The following is an 18,263-nucleotide window of genomic DNA, read 5'->3' on the forward strand; positions in this document are numbered from 1 at the left end:
GACATGGCCTCGAAAACACCACGAATCCGGTTAAAAAACAGAAGGATATCCTATATTATCGATTATCCGAAACACGTTATCCACAGGCTTGCATCTTCACCAAGAATCTGTTTGAAGAAACCTCATATGGGAACCATCTACGCAAACATCACGCTCAAAGGTCCGCAGGCGCAGGATATTCTGCAGGAACTCGGCAACCAGGGGAAGTCGGCCTTCGTCTCGCCGACCGAGGACGGACTGACCACCGTCTACGAGATGGACAGCGACGAAGGTGAGCCCTCCATCCTGACCGATCTGGCCGAAGACCTGTCGGGTTACTTCGGGTGCCCGGCTCTTGCCGTCAAAACAGTAGACGAAGAGCGGTTCTGCTACTGGCTGTACTCGGACGGTGAACTTGTGGATACCTACAAATCCGCAGCCCCGTCCCTGGACCACGACGGCAGGGGCAAAAGCCTGGGCGGCAAGCCCGAGCTCCTGGCGCAGCTGTTCAACACCGACGTCACGAGCGAGGAGATCAGCGAGATCCTGCATTGCCCCGATCAGGACTGCGGTTTCTCCCTGGCCGTGGACCGTCACCTGAGCCTGGTGGAACTCCTTGGGCTGCCCATGTGCTCCGTGGGCTTCGGCTTCTGCGACCTTGATTCCGGGGAATACCCCGAAGACCTGGAAGACGAGGATCTGCTGCGGGTCGACGCCGAATAGGCACCCTCGTCCCGCACCGCCCAGACGAGGCGCGAACCGGCCTCGAGAGTCAATACAGGGATCGCAATGCCCTGCACCCCTCCGTGAACGCCCCCTTGCTCCTGCACCACAGCGTGGCGTGCCCGACCTTGCGGCCAGGCCGCTCCGACTTGCCGTAGAGGTGCACGTGCAGACCGCGCAGGGCCAGCAGCTTCGCGAGGTCAGGCTTCCTGCCGATGAAATTGACCATGGCCGAATGGCCGGTCACTGCGGTCTTCCCCAGCGGGAGCCCCGCGATGGCACGCAAATGGTTCTCGAACTGGCTCGTCTCGGACCCTTCGATGGTCCAATGCCCTGAATTGTGCACCCGGGGGGCCATCTCATTGGCCAGCAGCGTCTCTCCCACCTGAAAGAGCTCCAGGGCGAGAACCCCGACATAATCCAGACGCCGCAGCAGCTTTCCCGCCATCTCCTCCGCGAGGCCCTGGAACGGATCGTCCGGGCAGCTCCTCGAAAAACGCAGTACCCCTGCCTGGTGCACGTTCTCGCTGAGGGGATAGAAGGCCATGTCTCCACAAGCACGCCTGACCGCGAGGATGGAGATTTCGCGATCGAACTCCACCAGCCGCTCCAGGACAAGGGAAAATCCCCCCAGAAGCTGCCAGGCCTTGGCGACATCGTCGGGACCGCGCAGGACGTGCTGCCCCTTGCCGTCGTACCCGAGGGTGCGGGTCTTGAGCACTGCGGGCAGCCCGATCTCCATGACCGCCGCTTCGAGTGCTTCCAGAGAATCCACGCCCCGCACGACAGGGGCTTGAATGCCGAGTTCACGGAAGAGCTGTTTCTCGAGCAGCCTGTCCTGGGACAAGGCCAGGGCCCCGGGGCCAGGGTGCACGACCGTTCGTGCCGAGAGAAACTCGATGCATTCCAGGGGGATGTTCTCGAATTCGAAGGTCACGACGTCCACTCGGCGGGCAAAAAGCTCGAGCTTGAACCGATCGGTGAACTCGCCCTGCATGTGCTCTCCGAGCGGCGCCGCGCAGGGATTTGTCGCGGGATCGAAGAACACGAACCGGAAGCCGAGCGGCAACCCGGCGAGGGCGAGCATGCGGGCCAGTTGTCCGCCGCCGAGAACCCCGATGATCATGCTTCCGTCCCGGGGACGGGATTGGCAAGGACCGCTTCGGTCTGACCCCGCCGGTATCCGGCCAGGGCCTCGCGCAGCCGGGGATGCCTGGCGCAGAGGATGCTGGCGGCCAAAAGAGCCGCATTGACCGCGCCGGCCCGGCCGATGGCCAGGGTCCCCACGGGCACACCGGCCGGCATCTGGACTATGGATAGCAGGGAGTCCAGGCCGTTCAGCGCCTTGGAACGGATCGGGACGCCCAGAACGGGGAGCAGCGTTTTCGCCGACACCATGCCGGGCAGGTGCGCCGCGCCCCCGGCGCCGGCGATGATGACCTCGAGGCCCCGCCCCTCGGCTCCTGACGCGTATTCGAAAAGGAGATCAGGCGTCCTGTGCGCCGAAACCACGCGCACCTCGTGCGCAATCGTCAACAATTCAAGCGTCTGCGCGCAATGCCGCATGGTTTCCCAATCGGACGAGGACCCCATGATCACGCCAACTATCGGAGTCATTCCGCTCCCTCCTTGGATCATGTTTCCGGCCCGGCGAAACCTCTCTGCGGCCTGAAGCCGTCATCGAGCCTGCCAGCCCGCAACCCAGCTCTTGCGCCTATCATTTTTTTGCATCAAGTAAATTCGTATTTACTTGATGAATTGTTCGGCAAAAATTGACAAAACGAGTCCCAAACATGCTCAACTACAAGCAGCTCTATTATTTCTGGAACGTGGCCATGGCGGGGGGCATCCGACGCGCCGCCGTCCGGATGCACCTGACTCCCCAGACCTTGAGCGGGCAGATCGGCGAACTGGAAAAGGACCTGGGCATCTCTCTGTTCCGCAGGTCGGGGAAGCGGCTTGAAATCACCGAAGCCGGCAAACTGGTCCTGTCCCGCGCCGACGAGATATTCCAGATCGGCAAGGAACTGTCCGACATCCTGAAAAACTCTCCGCCTGAAGAGGCGTTGCCGTTTCGCGTAGGTCTGGCTGAGCCGGTGCCGAAGTCCATCGCCTTCCGGCTCCTGGCCCCTGCGTTGCGCCTGGACAGGCCCGTGCGTCTCTTTTGCCACAGGGACAGGCTGGAAAACCTCTTCGCCGAGCTGGCCATACACAAGCTCGACCTCGTCATCGCGGACCGCAAGCTCCCTCCGGAGCTGGGGGTGAAGGGCTACAACCATCTTCTGGGCCGCTGCGCAGTCACCTTCTTCGGCACCGAAGCCCTGGCGCGCCGCTTCGGCCCCGGATTTCCGCAATCGCTGGATGGGGCGCCCCTGCTCATCCCGTCGGGCAGCGCCGCGCCGCACGGCATTCTCGGCAGGTGGTTCGACGAGCACGCCATACAACCGCAGGTGGTGGGGGAATTCGACGACACGGCACTGATGAAGACCTTCGGCCAGGCCGGCCTCGGGCTGTTTCCCGCACCGAGCGTGATGGACGAAGAGGTGCCGCGCCTGTACGGCGTGGAGGCCGTTGGCAAGGCCCATGACATTGACGTGAGATATTACGCCATTTCGGCGGAACGACGCCTGAAGCATCCGGCCGTCATGGCCGTGAGCGAGCACGCCCGGCTTGATCTGTTCGTCGAAGACCCGCGGGAGTCAAAGCCCGCCGAAACCCTCAAACCTTCGTGAGCAGTTCCTGCCAGCGGCGGGCCTTTTGCGGCGAGTACCCGCCCGGAACACAGGGCCAGATGGAATTGTTCTGGCAAACCGGCTCCGTGCGCAGGGGCCAGGGCGAAACCTCGCATGCCCGGTCGAAGAGGGGGCTCGACGGGATCGGCGTGAAATGGGCCAGTTCCGGCCGCACGCCCCAGGCCCTGGCCAGGGCGATGGTCCGCTCCACCTCGCCCGGGTCCTGATCCGGCAGGCCGAAGAGGATGTAGGCCGCCACCTCCCCGGGGCCGAATCCGGCCCCGCTCAGGGCCGCGACGCCCGCCTCCCACTGCTCCCGCGAGAGCTTGACGTCCCGACGATGCTCGAAATCCTCGGTTTCGAGCCCCAGCCGTATCGTTCTGAACCCGGCCCTCCTCAACCGCGCGCAGACCTCGGGCGTGAGGTACCGCACGTGCATGGCGTTGGGCGTGTGCAGGCGCGCGCCCTTTCCCTCGAACCAGTCCAGCAGCGGCCACAGCCACGTCTGCGGCGACACGAGCAGCGCGTCGTCGTAGAAGGCGAAATCGCGCACGCCGCGCGCATACTCGCGGCGTGCGGCGGCCAGCACATCTTCGGCCCGGGCCTGCCGGAATCCGGGGTGGAGGCTCCCGCTGGCGCAGTACGCGCACCGGAAAGGGCAGCCTCGGGAACCGAGAATGATGGAAAATGCCGGACTCTCGTACAGGTCCAGGGCCAGCTCCAGGCCCGCAGCCTCGGGTAGGGATGGAACCCCGCCGCCCAGAAGCCCCCAGAGCCGCTCCCAGACATGCGGCTCCTCCATGCGGCCGGGCAGAACCAGGTCAGCCCCCAGGCCTGCGGCGTGCTCCGGGCACAACGTGGCGTAGACGCCGCCCAGGACCACGGGGACGCGCGGCCAGATTTCGCGGACCATGCGTAGGGCCTCGGCTGCGCCGGGGTACCAATAGGTCATGACCGTGGTCACGAGGACGAGATCGGGGACAGGGGAGAGGCTCCGCAGGGCGTCACGCACCGTGTCGGGATGGTGCCCGTAGCGGCTGTACCGGCGCGGCACACCATGCAGGGCGGCGGGCGTGGGCAGCGGGGTCTTGGGGTAGGGGCCCTGGCCCGTGAGACGGGCCTTGGGCCAGGAGTCCGGGGACCAGGCGCGGTCCAGGCAGTCCATGAGGGCGACGCGCGCGCCGGCGGCCCGCAGCATGTGCAGGCCGGCCAGCAGCCCGGCCGGGCGGGACCAGAGCCCGTAGGCCGCGAAGTCGTGGATCCAGGGGTTCAGGCCGAGGACGCGCGGGCCGTCCCCGGAGCCGTCACTGCAGGAGGTCCAGGTAATCCCGGGCCGCTCTGGCTTCACCGGACTTGGGGTACTGGGTGGCGATGCGCTCAAAGAGCTCCTTGGCTTCCAGCGTCTTGCCGATGCGGACCTGGTGTTCGGCCAGGGCCAGCATGGTCGAGGTGCTGCTCATGTCGGCCTCCAGCCCGCTCTTGAGGACCGACTCTGCATCGTCCATGCGGTTCTGGGCGATGAATGCGTCCGAGAGCAGCTTGTAGGCCGGGATGTACCGCCAGTTGCGGGCCAGGGCCTTGCGGCCGAAGTCCTCGGCCTCCTTGGCCCGCCCCGTGCGCAGCAGGAGGCTGCCGAGATTGTAGGCCGCGAATTCGGGCGTGACGTAGGTCAGGATGCCGAAGGCCTTGCGATAGGCGGCCTCGGCCTCTGCATCCTTGCCCTGGGCCTCCAGCACCTTGCCCAGGTTGTTCCAGGCCTCGGCGAAGTCCTCGTCGATTTCCACCGCCTTGGCGAAGCCCTCGCGGGACTTATCCAGCTCGTCCAGGCCCAGGTAGATGAGGCCGGCGTCGAAATGGTATCGCGACAGGTGGTCGGCCGAACTCTCGACCTTGATGAGCTCCTGCAGGGCGATCTGGTACTGGCGGCCGCTGATGTGCGACTCGACCAGGTTGAGCCGCAGGTCCACTTCCTTGGGAGTGATGCTGCCTGAGGACATCCCCCTGGAACCGGCCTTGGCCCCGCACCCGGCAAGGGCCAGACAGAGAAGACAAACCAGCGCGAACTTCTTCATGGACGTCTCCTGGGCGGCCCCCGGATCGGGGGCCCCGGATTAGATGACCTTGTTCAGGGAGTACTCGATGATGGCCTGGGCCCCGACGGACTGCAGCCTCGGGATCAGGTCGCGGACCTGGCAGGTCTCGACCACGGTCTCGATGGACAGCCAGTCGGAATTGTGCAGGTGCGCCACGGTCGGGGAATTCATGCTCGGCAGCAGCTCCATGACCTTGTCCACGGCTTCGGACGGAGCGTTCATCTTCAGGGCCACGAGCTTGTCGGCCCGCAGCGCCCCCTGCAGCAGGGTGTTCATGTTCTCGATCTTGGCCCGCTTCCAGGGATCGTTCCAGGCGTTCTTGTTGGCGATGAGCTGGGTGTTGGTCTGCAGCAGCTCGGCGATGATGCGCAGGCCGTGGGCCTTGATGGTCGTGCCCGTCTCGGTGATCTCGACGATGGCGTCGACCAGCCCCTCAACCACCTTGGCCTCGGTGGCGCCCCAGGAGTACTCGACCTCCACGGGGATGCCGGCGTCCTGGAAATAGCGACGGGTGAAGCCCACGAACTCCGTGGCGATCTTCTTGCCGGCCAGATCCTCGGGACGGCGGTAGGGGGAGTCGCCGGCCACGGCCAGGACCCACTTGGCCGGGCGGTTGCTGGCCTTGGAGTAGATCAGGTCGTCGACGATGACCACGTCGGACTGATTCTCCAGGATCCAGTCCTTGCCGGTCAGGCCGGCGTCAAGCAGGCCGCTTTCCACGTAGCGGGCCATCTCCTGGGCGCGGCACAGGGAGCAGGTCAGTTCCGGGTCGTTTATTTCAGGGAAGTAGTTCCGGTGGTGGGAGGTCACCTTCCAGCCAGCCTTGGCGAAAAGCTTGACCGTGGCCTCTTCCAGGGAACCCTTGGGAATCCCGATGCGCATCTGTTTTCCTTCAGCCATTATTTGTAAACCTCCTTGGGGTCGAACACCATTGGGGAGCAGTCGGACCACTGCCCCTCTGCATCCCGTTCACGATAAAAACAGCTTCTGCGGCCCGTGTGGCAGGCCGCGCCGCCGATCTGCTCCACCTTCACCAGCACCGTGTCCCGGTCGCAGTCCATGCGGATGGACCGCACCTTCTGCACGTGGCCCGAGGTCCCGCCCTTGTGCCACAGGCATTTGCGGCTGCGGCTGTAGTAATGGACCTCGCCGGTGCGCAAGGTCTCGTTCCAGGCGTCCTCGTTCATGTAGGCGAGCATGAGCACCTCATTGCTGGCCGCGTCCTGGGCGATGACCGGGACGAGGCCACCGCACTTCTCGAAATCAGGCTGTTCCATTCCTATTGTCCTTGTTCATGCGTCGAATTCATGCGGCGTTCGGCCTCGGTCTTGAGCTGGCCGCAGGCCGCCGCGATATCCTGCCCCTTGCTCTTGCGCAAGGTCACGGTGAAGCCCTTCTTGCGCAGAAGCTCCTCGAAGGCCAGCACATCCTCGGGCGCGGGCGCGGCAAACCCGATGCCCGGGCCGGGGTTGTAGGCGATGAGGTTGATCTTGCACTTCAGATGCGACAGCAGGCGCACCAGCTGCCGGGCGTGCTGCAGGCTGTCGTTCACGCCCTTGATGAGGATGTACTCGATGGTCACCCTCTCCCTGGGCTTGAGCTCCATCTCCTGCAGGGTCTTGATCAGGTCGTCGATGTGCCAGCGCGCGGCGCCGGGCATGAGCTGCTCGCGGATCTCCTGGGTCGGGGCGTGCAGGGAGATGGCCGGCAGGGCCAGGCCTTCCGTGTCGAAGACGCCGAGCTTCCCCTTGATGGCGCAGGTCGAGAGGGTGATGCGCCGCCGCGAGAACTCGAGGCCCTCGGGGTGGGACAGGATCTGCAGGCTGCGCCGCACCTCCTCCCAGTTGGTCAGGGGTTCGCCCATGCCCATGTACACGAGGTTCTTGACCTCGTCGGCCAGGCCGTGGGCGCGCAGATGCTCCCGCGCCACCAGCACCTGGGACGCGATCTCCCCGCCCGACATGTTCCGCACGAAGCCCATGAGCCCCGTGCTGCAGAAGGTGCAGCCCATGGGGCAGCCGATCTGGCAGGACAGGCACTGGGTGTAGCGGTCCTTGTCCGGGATGAGCACGGTCTCGACCAGGGCCCCGTCGGTCAGGCGCAGCAGGAGCTTGACCGTGCCGTCGGAACTTTGCTGGGTTTCGACCACCTCGGGCCAGCCGAGGGACCACTCGCGCGCGAGCTGCTCCCGGAAATCCCTGGCGATGTTGGTCATGTCCGAAAAGTCGCGCACGCCCTTGCGCCACAGCCACTGCCACAGCTGCCGGGCGCGGAAGGCCTGGTGGCCCATGGCGCGGACGGCCTCTTCGAGTTCAGGGTAGGTCAGTTCGAGAATGTTGCGCATGCTGCCGCGTTGTCCGGAATCGCAAAGGCACAAGGAACGCGAACCGCGCGCCCCTCGTGCCTTCGGCAAACGAAAAGATTGTTACGAAACAAAGAGTTAGAGCTGCTCTTTTTCCCTGTACGCCAGAACGAAACGTTCGGCCTCCTCGATGGTGTTCACGTCGCCCGCGATCTGGGCCTGGAGCAGGTTGTCGCGGATGAGGCCCACGGCCGGACCGGGCTTGATACCGGCCAGATCCATGATCTGCTTGCCGTTCAGGAGCGGTTCGAGGAGTTCCTCGCGGATGTCGGCACGCTCCAGCATCTTCATGTTGTGATTGAATTCCGTGTAGTTGGCATTCCTGGCCTTGATGTCCGCCCGGGCCATCTCGATGAGGCGCGGGTAGTCGTCCACGGCCTTGAAACGCCGGATGCCCTTGTCCGTGAGCATGAAGTGGAAGCGCATGTGGTTGCGCACCAGATTGACGATCATGTCCACTTCCTCGGTGTTCAGACGCAGGCGCTTCAAAATCTTGCGCGCGATCTTGGCTCCGATGCGGTGGTGCTGGTAGAACGTGGTCCGCCCGTCGTAGACCTCGCCGGCGTAGAGCTTGCCGCAATTGAGGAAGAGGCAGCCCAGGGTGCCGTACCAGTCGTAGGGCAGTTCTTCGGGATAGTGGCTCATGACCTTGAGGGTGTGCTCCCAGATGGACACGGGGCCGGCCTCCTCGTCGAAGGTCTGGAAGATGCGGCTCAGGGCGGCGAGCTCCGGCACCAGGCCGTGCAGGATCATGGAGTCAAAGAGCAGTTCGGCGAAACGCCACATGTTCTCGGCCTCGACCTTGCGCCACTCGTCCATGATGTCCGTGACCGAGACGTAGTCGAGGACGCGGCGGGAGGCGCGGATGATGGACATCCACGAATTCTCCTCGATGGGCAGGTGGTAGTTGGCCGAGAAGCGCAGGGCGCGGATGGCGCGCAGGTAGTCGTGCTTGAGGGTTTCGTCGGGGATGCCCTGGAACCTGATCTGACCGCCGGAAATGTTCTCGAAGCCGTCGTACACGTCGCGGGAGCGGGGGATGAACGGGCAGGCGTAGTTGACCGGAAAGGCGTCGTCCTTCTCCAGCTTTTTGAGCATGGTGCCCGTGACCTGCGCCACGCAGGCCTCGGGGTGGGACGCGTCGGCCATGTCGGCCGGGTGGAAGAGGAACGTCGCCCGGCCCTGGTTCATGCGGGCCACGATGCCGCCTTCGCCGGCGGTCACTTCGGGAAAAAGGCTTTTGAGGCCCTTCAGGTCCATGTCCGTGCAGATCTCCACCTCGGCGTCCTTGGACGTGGCGAGAATCTTGCGCTGCAGGGCGGCGTTGCTGACATAGGCGTCATAGCCGTTGCGCATGATGGTTTTGCAGATGGAGGCCGCTTCTTTTATCGGCTGAGGCATCAATGTCTCCTTGAAAGTCGTGTTGGCGGTCGTCGTGGTTCGGAGACCGTTCAAATATCTTCGTCTTTTTCCCCCGCCTTGGTCAAGCGGTAGCGGAACTGCCGGAAATTGAGGCCCACCATCTCGGCGGCACGGCCCTTGTGGCCGCCGCAGCGGCGCAGGGCTTCGGCGATGACCCGGTGTTCGTGCTCGGCCAGGTACTCGTCAAGGGTCATCTGGCCCGAAAGGACTTTGTGGACCCCGCCGTCCTGCTCCGCCGCGGCGATCTTCTCGTAGATGACGAGGGACTGGGACGAGACTGCGTCGCCGAGTTCCAGGGCCACGGCCCGCTCCACGATGTTCTCCAGCTCCCGCACGTTGCCGGGGTAGCCGTAGGCCAGGAGCTTCTTGCGGGCCTCGGGCGTGAACCCTTTCAGCTGGCGCTTCTGGGCCCGGCAGGCCTTGTCTAGAAAGTGGTCGGCCAGGTCCAGCACGTCCTCGCCGCGCTCGCGCAGGGGGGGCAGATGCACCTTGACCCCGCTCAGGCGGTAGTAAAGATCCTCGCGAAAATCCCCGTCGGCCACGCACTGCTCGACGTTGCGGTTGGTGGCCGCGATGATGCGCACGTCCGAGCGCAGTTCCTCGGTCCCGCCCAAGGGGATGAAGCAGCGCTCCTGGATGTAGCGCAGGAGCCGGACCTGGGTCGAGGGGGCCAGCTCGCCCACCTCGTCCAGAAAGAGGGTCCCGCCCTCGGCCATCTCCAGAAGGCCCTTCTTGTTGCGGTCCGCACCGGTGAAGGCCCCCTTGCGGTAGCCGAACAGTTCGCTCTCGACCAGGTTCTCCGGCAGGCCGCCGCAGTTGATTGCCAGGAACGGCTGCCCGCGGCGCCGGCTCTCGTCATGGATGCAGCGGGCGAAGAGCTCCTTGCCCGTGCCCGACTCGCCGGTCAGCAGCACGCTGATGTTGGTCGGCGCGATGCGCCGCACCAGATCGAAGACGGCCTGCATCTGGCGGCTGTGGCCGATGATCTCGCCGTAGTGCCGGCTGATCTGGCCCTTGAGCCAGGCGTTCTCCTCCTTGAGGCGCGCCGTCTCCAGGGTCCGCTCCACGGTGTAGAGCAGGTCGTCCAGTTCGAAGGGCTTGGAGATGTAGTCCTTGGCCCCGTGCTTCATGGCCGTGATGGCGCTCTTGGCGTCGGCGTAGGCCGTGACCATGAGCACCGGCACGTCCGCCCACGTCTCGCGGATGCGCACCAGCAGGTCGATGCCGCTCTCCCGGCCCAGGCGCAGGTCCAGGAGGATGAGCGCGATGGACTGCTTCTGGAGCACGGACAGGGCCGTGGCCGAGTCGGGCGCGGTCCAGACCGCGTGCCCCTTCTTGAGCAGCGCGATCTCCAGGACCTCGCGCAGGCTTAGGTCGTCGTCGACGATGAGTATGTTGGCCATGTCGTCACCCGGGCTGAAGTCCCTTCCAAAAGAAACGGCTAGCCCAAATCCCGCCGCGGCTCAAGGCGGCGGCGCAAAACCTACCTGGAAAACACCTTTTGCCCGCCGAGATAGTGCGCCATGACCCGGCCCGGCACCTCCTTGTCCAGGCAGGGCGTGTTCTTGCCCTTGGACAGCAGCGCCTCGGCCGAGACCACCCAGGCCAGATCCGGGTCGAAGAGGACGAAATCCGCCGGGTCGCCGGGCTGCATGCGGTTGGCGGGCAGGCCGAAGATCTCGGCCGTGCGCCAGCACCACAGGCGCGCGATGTCGGTGAAGTCCAGTTCGCCGCTGCGGACCAGCTCGTATGTCAGGGACAGGGCCGTATCGAGCCCGGAGATGCCGTTTGGCGCGTCGGCGAAGGTCACTTCCTTCTCGTGGGCCGCGTGGGGCGCGTGGTCCGTGACCAGGATGTCGATGACCCCGGTCCGCACGGCCTGGCGCAGGGCCAGCACGTCGTCGCGGGTGCGCAGTGGCGGGTTGACGCGCACGCTCGTGTCGTAATTGCCGACTCTGGTCTCGTCCCACAGCAGGTAGTGGGGGCAGGTCTCGGCCGTGACGGGCACGCCGCGTTCCTTGGCCCTGGCGATGAGCTCCACGGACTCGCGGCAGCTGATGTGGGCCAGGTGGATGGGCAGCTTCAGGTAGGAAGCCAGGAGAATGTCACGGGCCACCTGCATGGCCTCGGACACGGCCGGCACCCCCTTGAGGCCCAGGCGGCCCGAGACCTCGCCCTCGTTCATGACCCCGCCGCGGCCAAGCCACGGGTCCTCGCAGTGGTCGATGACCTTGAGGCCGAAGTCCGCGGCGTATTCCATGGAGCGCCGGAAAAGCTCAGTGTTCTCGATGGGCACGCCGTCGTTGGACAGGGCCACGCACCCGGCCCGGGCCAGTTCCCCGGCCGGGGCCAGCTCCTTGCCGGCGAGGCCCACGGTCAGGGCGCCCACGGGCCGCACCCAGGGCCCCCCCGGAAACGCCTGGGCCGCCTTCTGCAGCATGAGGCGCGTGACCGAGGCGTTGTCGTTGACGGGGCTCGTGTTGGCCATGGCCATGACCTGGCCGAAGCCGCCGCCGGCCGCGGCCGACAGGCCCGAGGCGATGTCTTCCTTGTACTCCTGCCCCGGTTCGCGCAGGTGCACGTGGGCATCGATGAGGCTCGGCAGGAGCATGAGGCCCCCGCCGTCCACGACCCGGGCCCCGGGCGCCTGGACCGCTCCCGCGTCCGCGAGTTCCACCACCTTCCCGTCGCCGACGAGCAGGTCGCAGTCGCGGTCCTGCCAGGAAACGTTTCGAATCAGCAGATCGACATGTGCCATTTTTCCGCCTCCGCTCAGGCCGAGACCCGGGAGCGGGTCAGATAGAGGTGCAGGAGGGTCATGCGCACGGCCACGCCCGCGGCGACCTGGTCCAGGATGAGGCTCGCGCCGCAGTCGGCCAGCTCCGAGGCGATCTCCAGGCCGCGGTTCATGGGGCCGGGGTGCATGATCTTCACGCCGGGGTTGGCCTTCTCCAGATGCCTGGGCGCCAGGCCGTAGGTACCGGCGTACTCGCGCAGGTCCGGCAGAAGCCCGGCCTGCTGGCGTTCGAGCTGCAGGCGCAGGCAGATGACCGCGTCCACGCCCGCGCAGGCCCTGCCCACGTCGGAGAAGACCTCCACGGGCCAGGTCGAGACGGCGGCAGGGAGCAGGGTGCGCGGGGCGCAGACCCGCACGCGCGCGCCGAGCATGGTCAGGAGTTCCACGTCGGAGCGGGCCACCCGGCTGTGGGCCACGTCGCCCAGGATGCAGACGGTCTTGCCCTCGAAGGAGTCCCAGACCCGGCTCAGGGTGAACCCGTCCAGCAGGGCCTGGGTCGGGTGGGCGTGCCAGCCGTCGCCGGCGTTGATGACCGAGCACTCCAGCCGCTCGGCCAGGAAGCGTGCTGCCCCGCTGTCCCAGTGCCGGATGACGATGGCGTCGGGGTTCATGGCCTGCAGGGTCAGGGCCGTGTCCTTGAGGCTCTCGCCCTTCTGCAGGGAGCTGCCCGACTTGGCCAGACTGAAGGTGTCGGCCGAGAGCCGCTTGCCGGCCATGTCGAAGGAGGTCTTGGTCCGCGTGGAGGCCTCGGCGAAAAAGAGGACCACGCTCTTGCCCTTCAGGATGGGCACCTTCTTGATGGGCCGCTGGTTCACCTCGGCGAACCTGGCCGCCGTCTCGAAGACATGGCCGATCTCGCCCGGACTGAGCTGCGAAATTTCCAGAAGATCCTTGTGGCGCCAGTTCATATCACTTCCCGTCCCGCCCTGGGGGCCATGGTTGGCGTGCGGCCAAAAAAAAGGGACCCGCCTTCCGGCCTGTCCCCTGTTGCTGCATGACGCACGGTCTTTCGTACACGTTTCATGGCATGGGCCCTTACACCACCGGGGGCCGAGCGTCCAGTACCGCATTGCCCCCCGCGATCCGCGCAAAAAAGGCGCGCCCCGTGCGGAACGCGCCTTTTCATCTTTTGGTGCGATGCCCTATTCCTCGCCGTCCTCGGGCCCGTCGTCATCCGGCAGGTCCGTATCCAGCAGATCCTCGGGATCGTCCAAGTCGACCGGGTCCGTCGACGCCGGCTTGGGCCTGGGCGCCCCGGCGGTCTCGACGGTATCCGTGGGCACGTGGTCGAAGCAGACCACGGTCTGTTCGTCCTCGAGGCGCACCAGGCGCACGCCCTGTGTGGCGCGGCCCACCAGGCTGATGTCGGAGATGCCGATGCGAATGATCTTGCTGCCCGAAGTCAGCAGAATGAGCTCGTCCGTGGGGTGGACCATCATGGCGCCGACGACCTTGCCGGTCTTGGGCGTGATGCGCATGTTGATGATGCCCTTGCCGCCGCGCGACTGGGCCCGGAAGTGCTCTACCTGGGTGCGCTTGCCGTAGCCGTTCTCGGCGATGGTCAAAAGCTCCTGCCTGGAGTCCTTGCCGACGACCACGCCGGCCACGACCTGATCGCCCTTGCGCAGGGCCAGGCCCTTGACGCCCGTGGCCGAGCGGCCCATGGCCCGAACCTCGGAGCAGGCGAAGCGGATGGAGTAGCCGTCGGCCGTGACCAGGACCATCTCGTCGTCGGCCTCCACCTCGCACACGCCGATGAGCTCGTCGTCCTCGCGCATGCCCAGGGCGATGAGGCCCACGGCCCGGACGTTGCGGTAGAGGCTCGCGACGCTGCGTTTGACCACGCCCTGGCGGGTGTAGAAGAAGTAGTACTTTTCCTGATCCAGGTCGCGACAGGTCATGGCCGTGGCGATGTACTCGTTGCTGTCCAGGGGCAGCAGGTTGGCCACGTGCTTGCCGCGCGCCGTACGCCCGCCCTCGGGGATCTGGTGCACCTTGATCTGGTACATCTTCCCCTTGTTGCTGAACAGGTTCATGTACTGGTGATTGGAGGTGGTCAGGATGGAGGTGATGAAATCCTCGTCGGCCACCTGCACGCCGGTGATGCCCGTGCCGCCGCGGCGCTGCTGGCGGTAGTTGTCGAGGCTCGTGCGCTTCAGGTACCCGTTGCGGGACAGGGTGATGACCACGGGCTCGTCGGGGATGATGTCCTCGATGTCGATGGAGTCGGGGTCATGGGCCAGGATCTCGGACTTGCGCGGCGTGGCGAAGGTGTCGCGCAGCTCCTGGAGCTCCTGCCGGATGACGGATTTGAGGACCTCGGGGTTCTCGATGACGCTGGTCAGGTACTCGATCTGCTTGAGGAGCTCCGCGTATTCCTCCAGGAGCTTCTCGCGCTCGAGGTTGGTCAGGCGCTGCAGTCGCATGTCGAGGATGGCCTGGGCCTGGATCTCGGACAGGCCGAAGCGCTCGCGCAGGCGCTCCTTGGCCTCCTGCGGCGTGCGGGAGGCGCGGATGAGGCTGACCACCTCGTCGATGTGGTCCAGGGCGATGCGCAGGCCTTCGAGGATGTGGGCCCGGTGCTGGGCCTTCTTCAGGTCGAAGCGCGAACGCCGGATGATGACCTCGCGGCGGTAATCGAGGAAATACTCGAGCACCTGCTTGAGGTTCAGGAGCTGCGGCCGGTTGTTGACCACGGCCATCATGTTGATGCCGAAGCTCGTCTCCAGGGACGTGTACTTGAAGAGCTGATTGATGATGACGTCGGAGAACACGCCCTTCTTCAGGTCCATGACGATGCGGATGCCCTTCATGTCCGACTCGTCGCGCAGGTCCGAGATGCCCTCGATCTTGCGCTCGTTGACGAGCAGGGCGATCTTCTCCACCAGGGTGGACTTGTTCAGGGCGTAGGGGATCTCCCGGACCACGATGGATTCGAGGTCCCCTTTTCGCTTCTCGATCTCGACGCGGGAGCGGATGCGCACGGAGCCGCGGCCCGTGTGGTAGGCCTCGCGGATGCCGGCCCGGCCGTAGAGCAGGGCGGCCGTGGGGAAGTCCGGGGCCTTGATGTAGCGCATGAGCTCATCGATGGAGGCCTGCGGGTTGTCCAGCAGGTGCAGGGTGCCGTCCACCACCTCGCCCAGGTTGTGGGGCGGGATGTTGGTGGCCATTCCCACGGCGATGCCCGAGGAGCCGTTGATGAGCAGGTTGGGCACCTTGGTCGGCAGGACCGAGGGCTCCTGCAGGGAGTTGTCGTAGTTGGGGCGGAACTCCACCGTGTCCTTCTCGATGTCGGCCAGGAAGGAGCCGGCCAGCCGCGACATGCGCGCCTCGGTGTAACGCATGGCCGCCGCGGCATCGCCGTCGATGGAGCCGAAGTTGCCCTGCCCGTCGACCAGGGGGTCGCGCATGTTGAAGTCCTGGGCCATGCGCACCAGGGCGTCGTACACGGCCGAGTCGCCGTGGGGGTGGAATTTGCCGATGACGTCGCCGACCACGCGGGCGGACTTCTTGTAGGGCCGGTTGTACGTGTTGCCCAGCTCGTGCATGGCGAAGAGGATTCGCCGGTGCACGGGCTTGAGGCCGTCGCGCACGTCCGGGATGGCCCGGCCGATGATGACGCTCAGCGAATATTCCAGGTAGGATTTCTGCAGTTCTTTCTCGATGCTGATGTTCGACACATCCACCTCAGTTCATTGTAAAATCGTATTGATTCGCGCTAGATGTCGAGGTCCGTGACCAGGAGCGCGTTGCGTTCGATGAATTCGCGACGGGGCTCTACCTTGTCGCCCATGAGCTTGCTGAACAGTTCGTCGGCCTCCACCGCGTCCTCGATGCGGACCTGCAGCAGGGTGCGGACCTCGGGGTTCATGGTCGTGCCCCAGAGCTGCTCGGGGTTCATCTCGCCCAAGCCCTTGTAGCGCTGCACATTGACGCCCTTCTGGGCCAGATCCAGGACCTGGCGCAGCAGGTCGAAGGGCCCGGCGGCCTCGAATTCCGCGTCCTTGTGGCGGATGGTCCAGGTCCCGCCGGGGCAGACTTCCCGGATTCTGGACTGCAGCTCCAGGGCGCGGCGGTAGCGCTTGGAGTGGAAGAACTCCACGCCCAGGCGGATGACGTGGTTGTTGGAGTCGACGAAGCGCAGGTAGTGGCGCGCCTCGCTGTCCAGGGCCTCGCCGTTGCCTGACTCGTCGTGCTCGCTGATCAGCTCCAGGGCGTACCCACCCCCGGCCATGTGCGCGACGAAGGCCGCGTCGGGGCCGCTCTCGCGCAGGGCGTCGGGCTCAAGGGGGGCCGGCGCGTTCACTACCCGCATGAACAGGCCCTCGGGGATGCCCATGTTGGCCACGTCCTCGGCCAGGTCGCGCAGGGCCAGGGCGGTGTTGAGCAGAGTGGTCAGCTCCTGGCCGGCCACGGGCTCGCGCCCTTCCACCGCAAGGCTGACCTCCTCGGCCACGCGCTGGACCAGGAACTGGCTCATCTCGGCCTCGTCCTTGATGTATCGCTCGAAGGAGCCCTTGTGCACTCGGTACAGGGGCGGCTGGGCGATGTAGAGGTAGCCCTGGCGGATGAGCTCCTCGTAGTGGCGGAAGAAGAAGGTCAGGATCAGGGTGCGGATGTGCGCCCCGTCCACATCGGCGTCGGTCATGATGATGATCTTGTGGTAGCGCAGTCGCGCGAGGTCCACGTCGTCCTCGCCGATGCCGGCGCCCATGGCCGTGATGAGGGCCTTGATCTCCTTGTTCTGGAGCATCTTGTCGAAGCGGGTCTTCTCCACGTTCAGGATCTTGCCGCGCAGGGGCAGGATGGCCTGGAACTTGGGGTTGCGTCCCTGCTTGGCCGAACCGCCGGCCGAGTCGCCCTCGACGATGAAGACTTCACTCTCGGCCGGGTCCTTGCTCTGGCAGTCGGCCAGCTTGCCCGGCAGGGAGTTGTCGGACAGGGCGCCCTTGCGGCGGACCAGCTCCTTGGCGCGGCGGGCCGCGTCGCGGGCGCGGGCCGCGTCGATGACCTTCTCGATGATCAGGCGCACGTCCTTGGGGTTCTCGCCGAAGAATTCGTTCAATTTCTCGTAGACGATGGTCGCCACGTAACCGGCCACCTCGGAGTTGCCGAGCTTGGTCTTGGTCTGGCCCTCGAACTGCGGGTTGGGGATCTTGACGCTGATGATGGCGGTCAGGCCCTCGCGCACGTCGTCGCCCGAGACCTTCTGCTTGAGCTTCTTGGGCAGATCGGCACTGTTGCCGATGTAGGTGTTGATGGCGCGGGTCAGGGCCGTCTTGAAGCCCTGCAGGTGGGTGCCGCCTTCGCGGGTGCGGATGTTGTTGGCGAAGGTGTAGACGTTCTCCTTGTACCCGGCCGTGTACTGCAGGGCGAAGTCGATGCTCACTCCCTCCATCTCCCCGGAGCCGCTGACGATGCGGTGGATGCCGTTGTCCAGGTTCTTGTTCTTGACGAAGAGGGGCAGACCGCCGTCGTACTTGTACACGTCGCGGTTCTGGGACTTCTCGTCGAAGAACTCGATCTTGATGCCGGGATTGAGGTAGGCGAGCTCCTCAAAGCGCTTGGCCAGCACGTCGTACTGGAAGTCGAGCTCCTCGAAGATCTCCTCGTCGGGCCGGAAGCGCACCAGGGTGCCGGTCTTGTCGGTCTCGCCGACCACGGCCAGGGGCGCCTGGGGCACGCCGCGCACGTAGCGCTGGTAATGGCGCTGGCCGCCGCGGCTGACCGTGACCTCCAGGTACTCGGACAGGGCGTTGACCACGGACACGCCCACGCCGTGCAGGCCGCCCGACACCTTGTAGGTGTCGTTGTCGAACTTGCCGCCGGCGTGGAGCACGGTCATGACGACTTCCAGAGCCGGCTTCTTCTCCTTGGGGTGCATGTCCACGGGGATGCCGCGGCCGTTGTCGACGATGGACACGGAGTTGTCCATGTGCACGGTGACCTTGATGTGGTCGCAGTACCCGGCCATGGCCTCGTCGATGGAGTTGTCGATGACCTCGTAGACGAGGTGGTGCAGGCCGTTGATGTTAGTCGAGCCGATGTACATGGCCGGCCGCATGCGGACGGCGGACAGGCCTTCGAGGACGGTGATGTTGTCCGCGGTGTATGTCGATGTTTTTGTCATGTTTTGTTCTTGTGTCATGGAGCGT

15 protein-coding genes are annotated in these 18,263 nt (G+C 65.4%); 2 read left to right on the forward strand and 13 right to left on the reverse strand.

The annotated features are described in order from the left end of the window. Positions 1–126 precede the first annotated feature (126 nt). Complete coding sequence (locus ACZ5AC_RS15500; RefSeq protein WP_464248471.1) at positions 127–702, forward strand: hypothetical protein; 576 nt, start codon at positions 127–129, stop codon at positions 700–702. Between the two features lie 49 nt (positions 703–751). Here ACZ5AC_RS15500 and ACZ5AC_RS15505 read toward each other — a convergent pair whose 3' ends face one another. Both ACZ5AC_RS15505 and purE read right to left on the reverse strand, forming a co-directional pair. Beyond that, entirely contained in the window at positions 752–1,828 is a 1,077-nt protein-coding gene (locus tag ACZ5AC_RS15505) for a 5-(carboxyamino)imidazole ribonucleotide synthase (RefSeq protein ID WP_464248472.1), read from the reverse strand. Next, entirely contained in the window at positions 1,825–2,319 is a 495-nt protein-coding gene (gene purE / locus ACZ5AC_RS15510) for a 5-(carboxyamino)imidazole ribonucleotide mutase (protein WP_464248473.1), read from the reverse strand. The genes ACZ5AC_RS15505 and purE overlap by 4 nt, the downstream gene beginning before the upstream one ends. A 176-nt stretch (positions 2,320–2,495) precedes the next feature. Between purE and nhaR the strand changes: the two genes are divergently transcribed. Further along, a complete protein-coding gene (nhaR, locus tag ACZ5AC_RS15515) occupies positions 2,496–3,434 on the forward strand; it encodes a transcriptional activator NhaR (RefSeq protein WP_464248474.1) in 939 nt (312 codons plus the stop codon). Here the strand turns inward: nhaR and ACZ5AC_RS15520 are convergent. From ACZ5AC_RS15520 to gyrB, 11 genes are all read right to left on the reverse strand, one after another. Continuing rightward, entirely contained in the window at positions 3,421–4,782 is a 1,362-nt protein-coding gene (locus ACZ5AC_RS15520; protein ID WP_464248475.1) for a B12-binding domain-containing radical SAM protein, read from the reverse strand. The two genes, nhaR and ACZ5AC_RS15520, sit on opposite strands and share 14 nt — an antisense overlap. Then, positions 4,739–5,506 (reverse strand): tetratricopeptide repeat protein, encoded by a 768-nt coding sequence (locus tag ACZ5AC_RS15525; protein ID WP_464248476.1) that lies wholly within the window; start codon positions 5,504–5,506, stop codon positions 4,739–4,741. The genes ACZ5AC_RS15520 and ACZ5AC_RS15525 overlap by 44 nt, the downstream gene beginning before the upstream one ends. Positions 5,507–5,545: 39 nt before the next feature. Beyond that, positions 5,546–6,427 (reverse strand): ATP phosphoribosyltransferase, encoded by an 882-nt coding sequence (gene hisG, locus ACZ5AC_RS15530; protein WP_464248477.1) that lies wholly within the window; start codon positions 6,425–6,427, stop codon positions 5,546–5,548. Continuing rightward, the gene (hisI, locus tag ACZ5AC_RS15535) at positions 6,427–6,804 is read right to left on the reverse strand and encodes a phosphoribosyl-AMP cyclohydrolase (RefSeq protein ID WP_464248478.1); all 378 of its coding nucleotides are present in this window, start codon (positions 6,802–6,804) and stop codon (positions 6,427–6,429) included. The genes hisG and hisI overlap by 1 nt, the downstream gene beginning before the upstream one ends. Positions 6,805–6,806: 2 nt before the next feature. Continuing rightward, complete coding sequence (gene rlmN / locus ACZ5AC_RS15540) at positions 6,807–7,871, reverse strand: dual-specificity RNA methyltransferase RlmN (protein WP_464248479.1); 1,065 nt, start codon at positions 7,869–7,871, stop codon at positions 6,807–6,809. 96 nt (positions 7,872–7,967) lie between these two features. Next, the gene (locus ACZ5AC_RS15545) at positions 7,968–9,290 is read right to left on the reverse strand and encodes a tRNA nucleotidyltransferase/poly(A) polymerase family protein (protein WP_464248480.1); all 1,323 of its coding nucleotides are present in this window, start codon (positions 9,288–9,290) and stop codon (positions 7,968–7,970) included. 50 nt (positions 9,291–9,340) lie between these two features. Continuing rightward, positions 9,341–10,714 (reverse strand): sigma-54-dependent transcriptional regulator, encoded by a 1,374-nt coding sequence (locus ACZ5AC_RS15550; protein WP_464248481.1) that lies wholly within the window; start codon positions 10,712–10,714, stop codon positions 9,341–9,343. A gap of 80 nt (positions 10,715–10,794) precedes the next feature. Further along, on the reverse strand, positions 10,795–12,069 hold the full coding sequence (locus tag ACZ5AC_RS15555) for a dihydroorotase (protein ID WP_464248482.1): 1,275 nt from the start codon (positions 12,067–12,069) through the stop codon (positions 10,795–10,797). Positions 12,070–12,083: 14 nt separating this feature from the next. Further along, positions 12,084–13,016: an aspartate carbamoyltransferase catalytic subunit gene (locus ACZ5AC_RS15560; RefSeq protein ID WP_464248483.1), complete on the reverse strand. Its 933-nt coding sequence runs from the start codon at positions 13,014–13,016 to the stop codon at positions 12,084–12,086. Between the two features lie 234 nt (positions 13,017–13,250). Next, on the reverse strand, positions 13,251–15,788 hold the full coding sequence (gene gyrA / locus ACZ5AC_RS15565) for a DNA gyrase subunit A (RefSeq protein ID WP_464248484.1): 2,538 nt from the start codon (positions 15,786–15,788) through the stop codon (positions 13,251–13,253). 38 nt (positions 15,789–15,826) lie between these two features. Beyond that, on the reverse strand, positions 15,827–18,238 hold the full coding sequence (gene gyrB / locus ACZ5AC_RS15570; RefSeq protein ID WP_464248485.1) for a DNA topoisomerase (ATP-hydrolyzing) subunit B: 2,412 nt from the start codon (positions 18,236–18,238) through the stop codon (positions 15,827–15,829). Between the last annotated feature and the right edge of the window lie 25 nt (positions 18,239–18,263).

It is taken from the genome of Desulfomicrobium aestuarii, assembly GCF_055385525.1.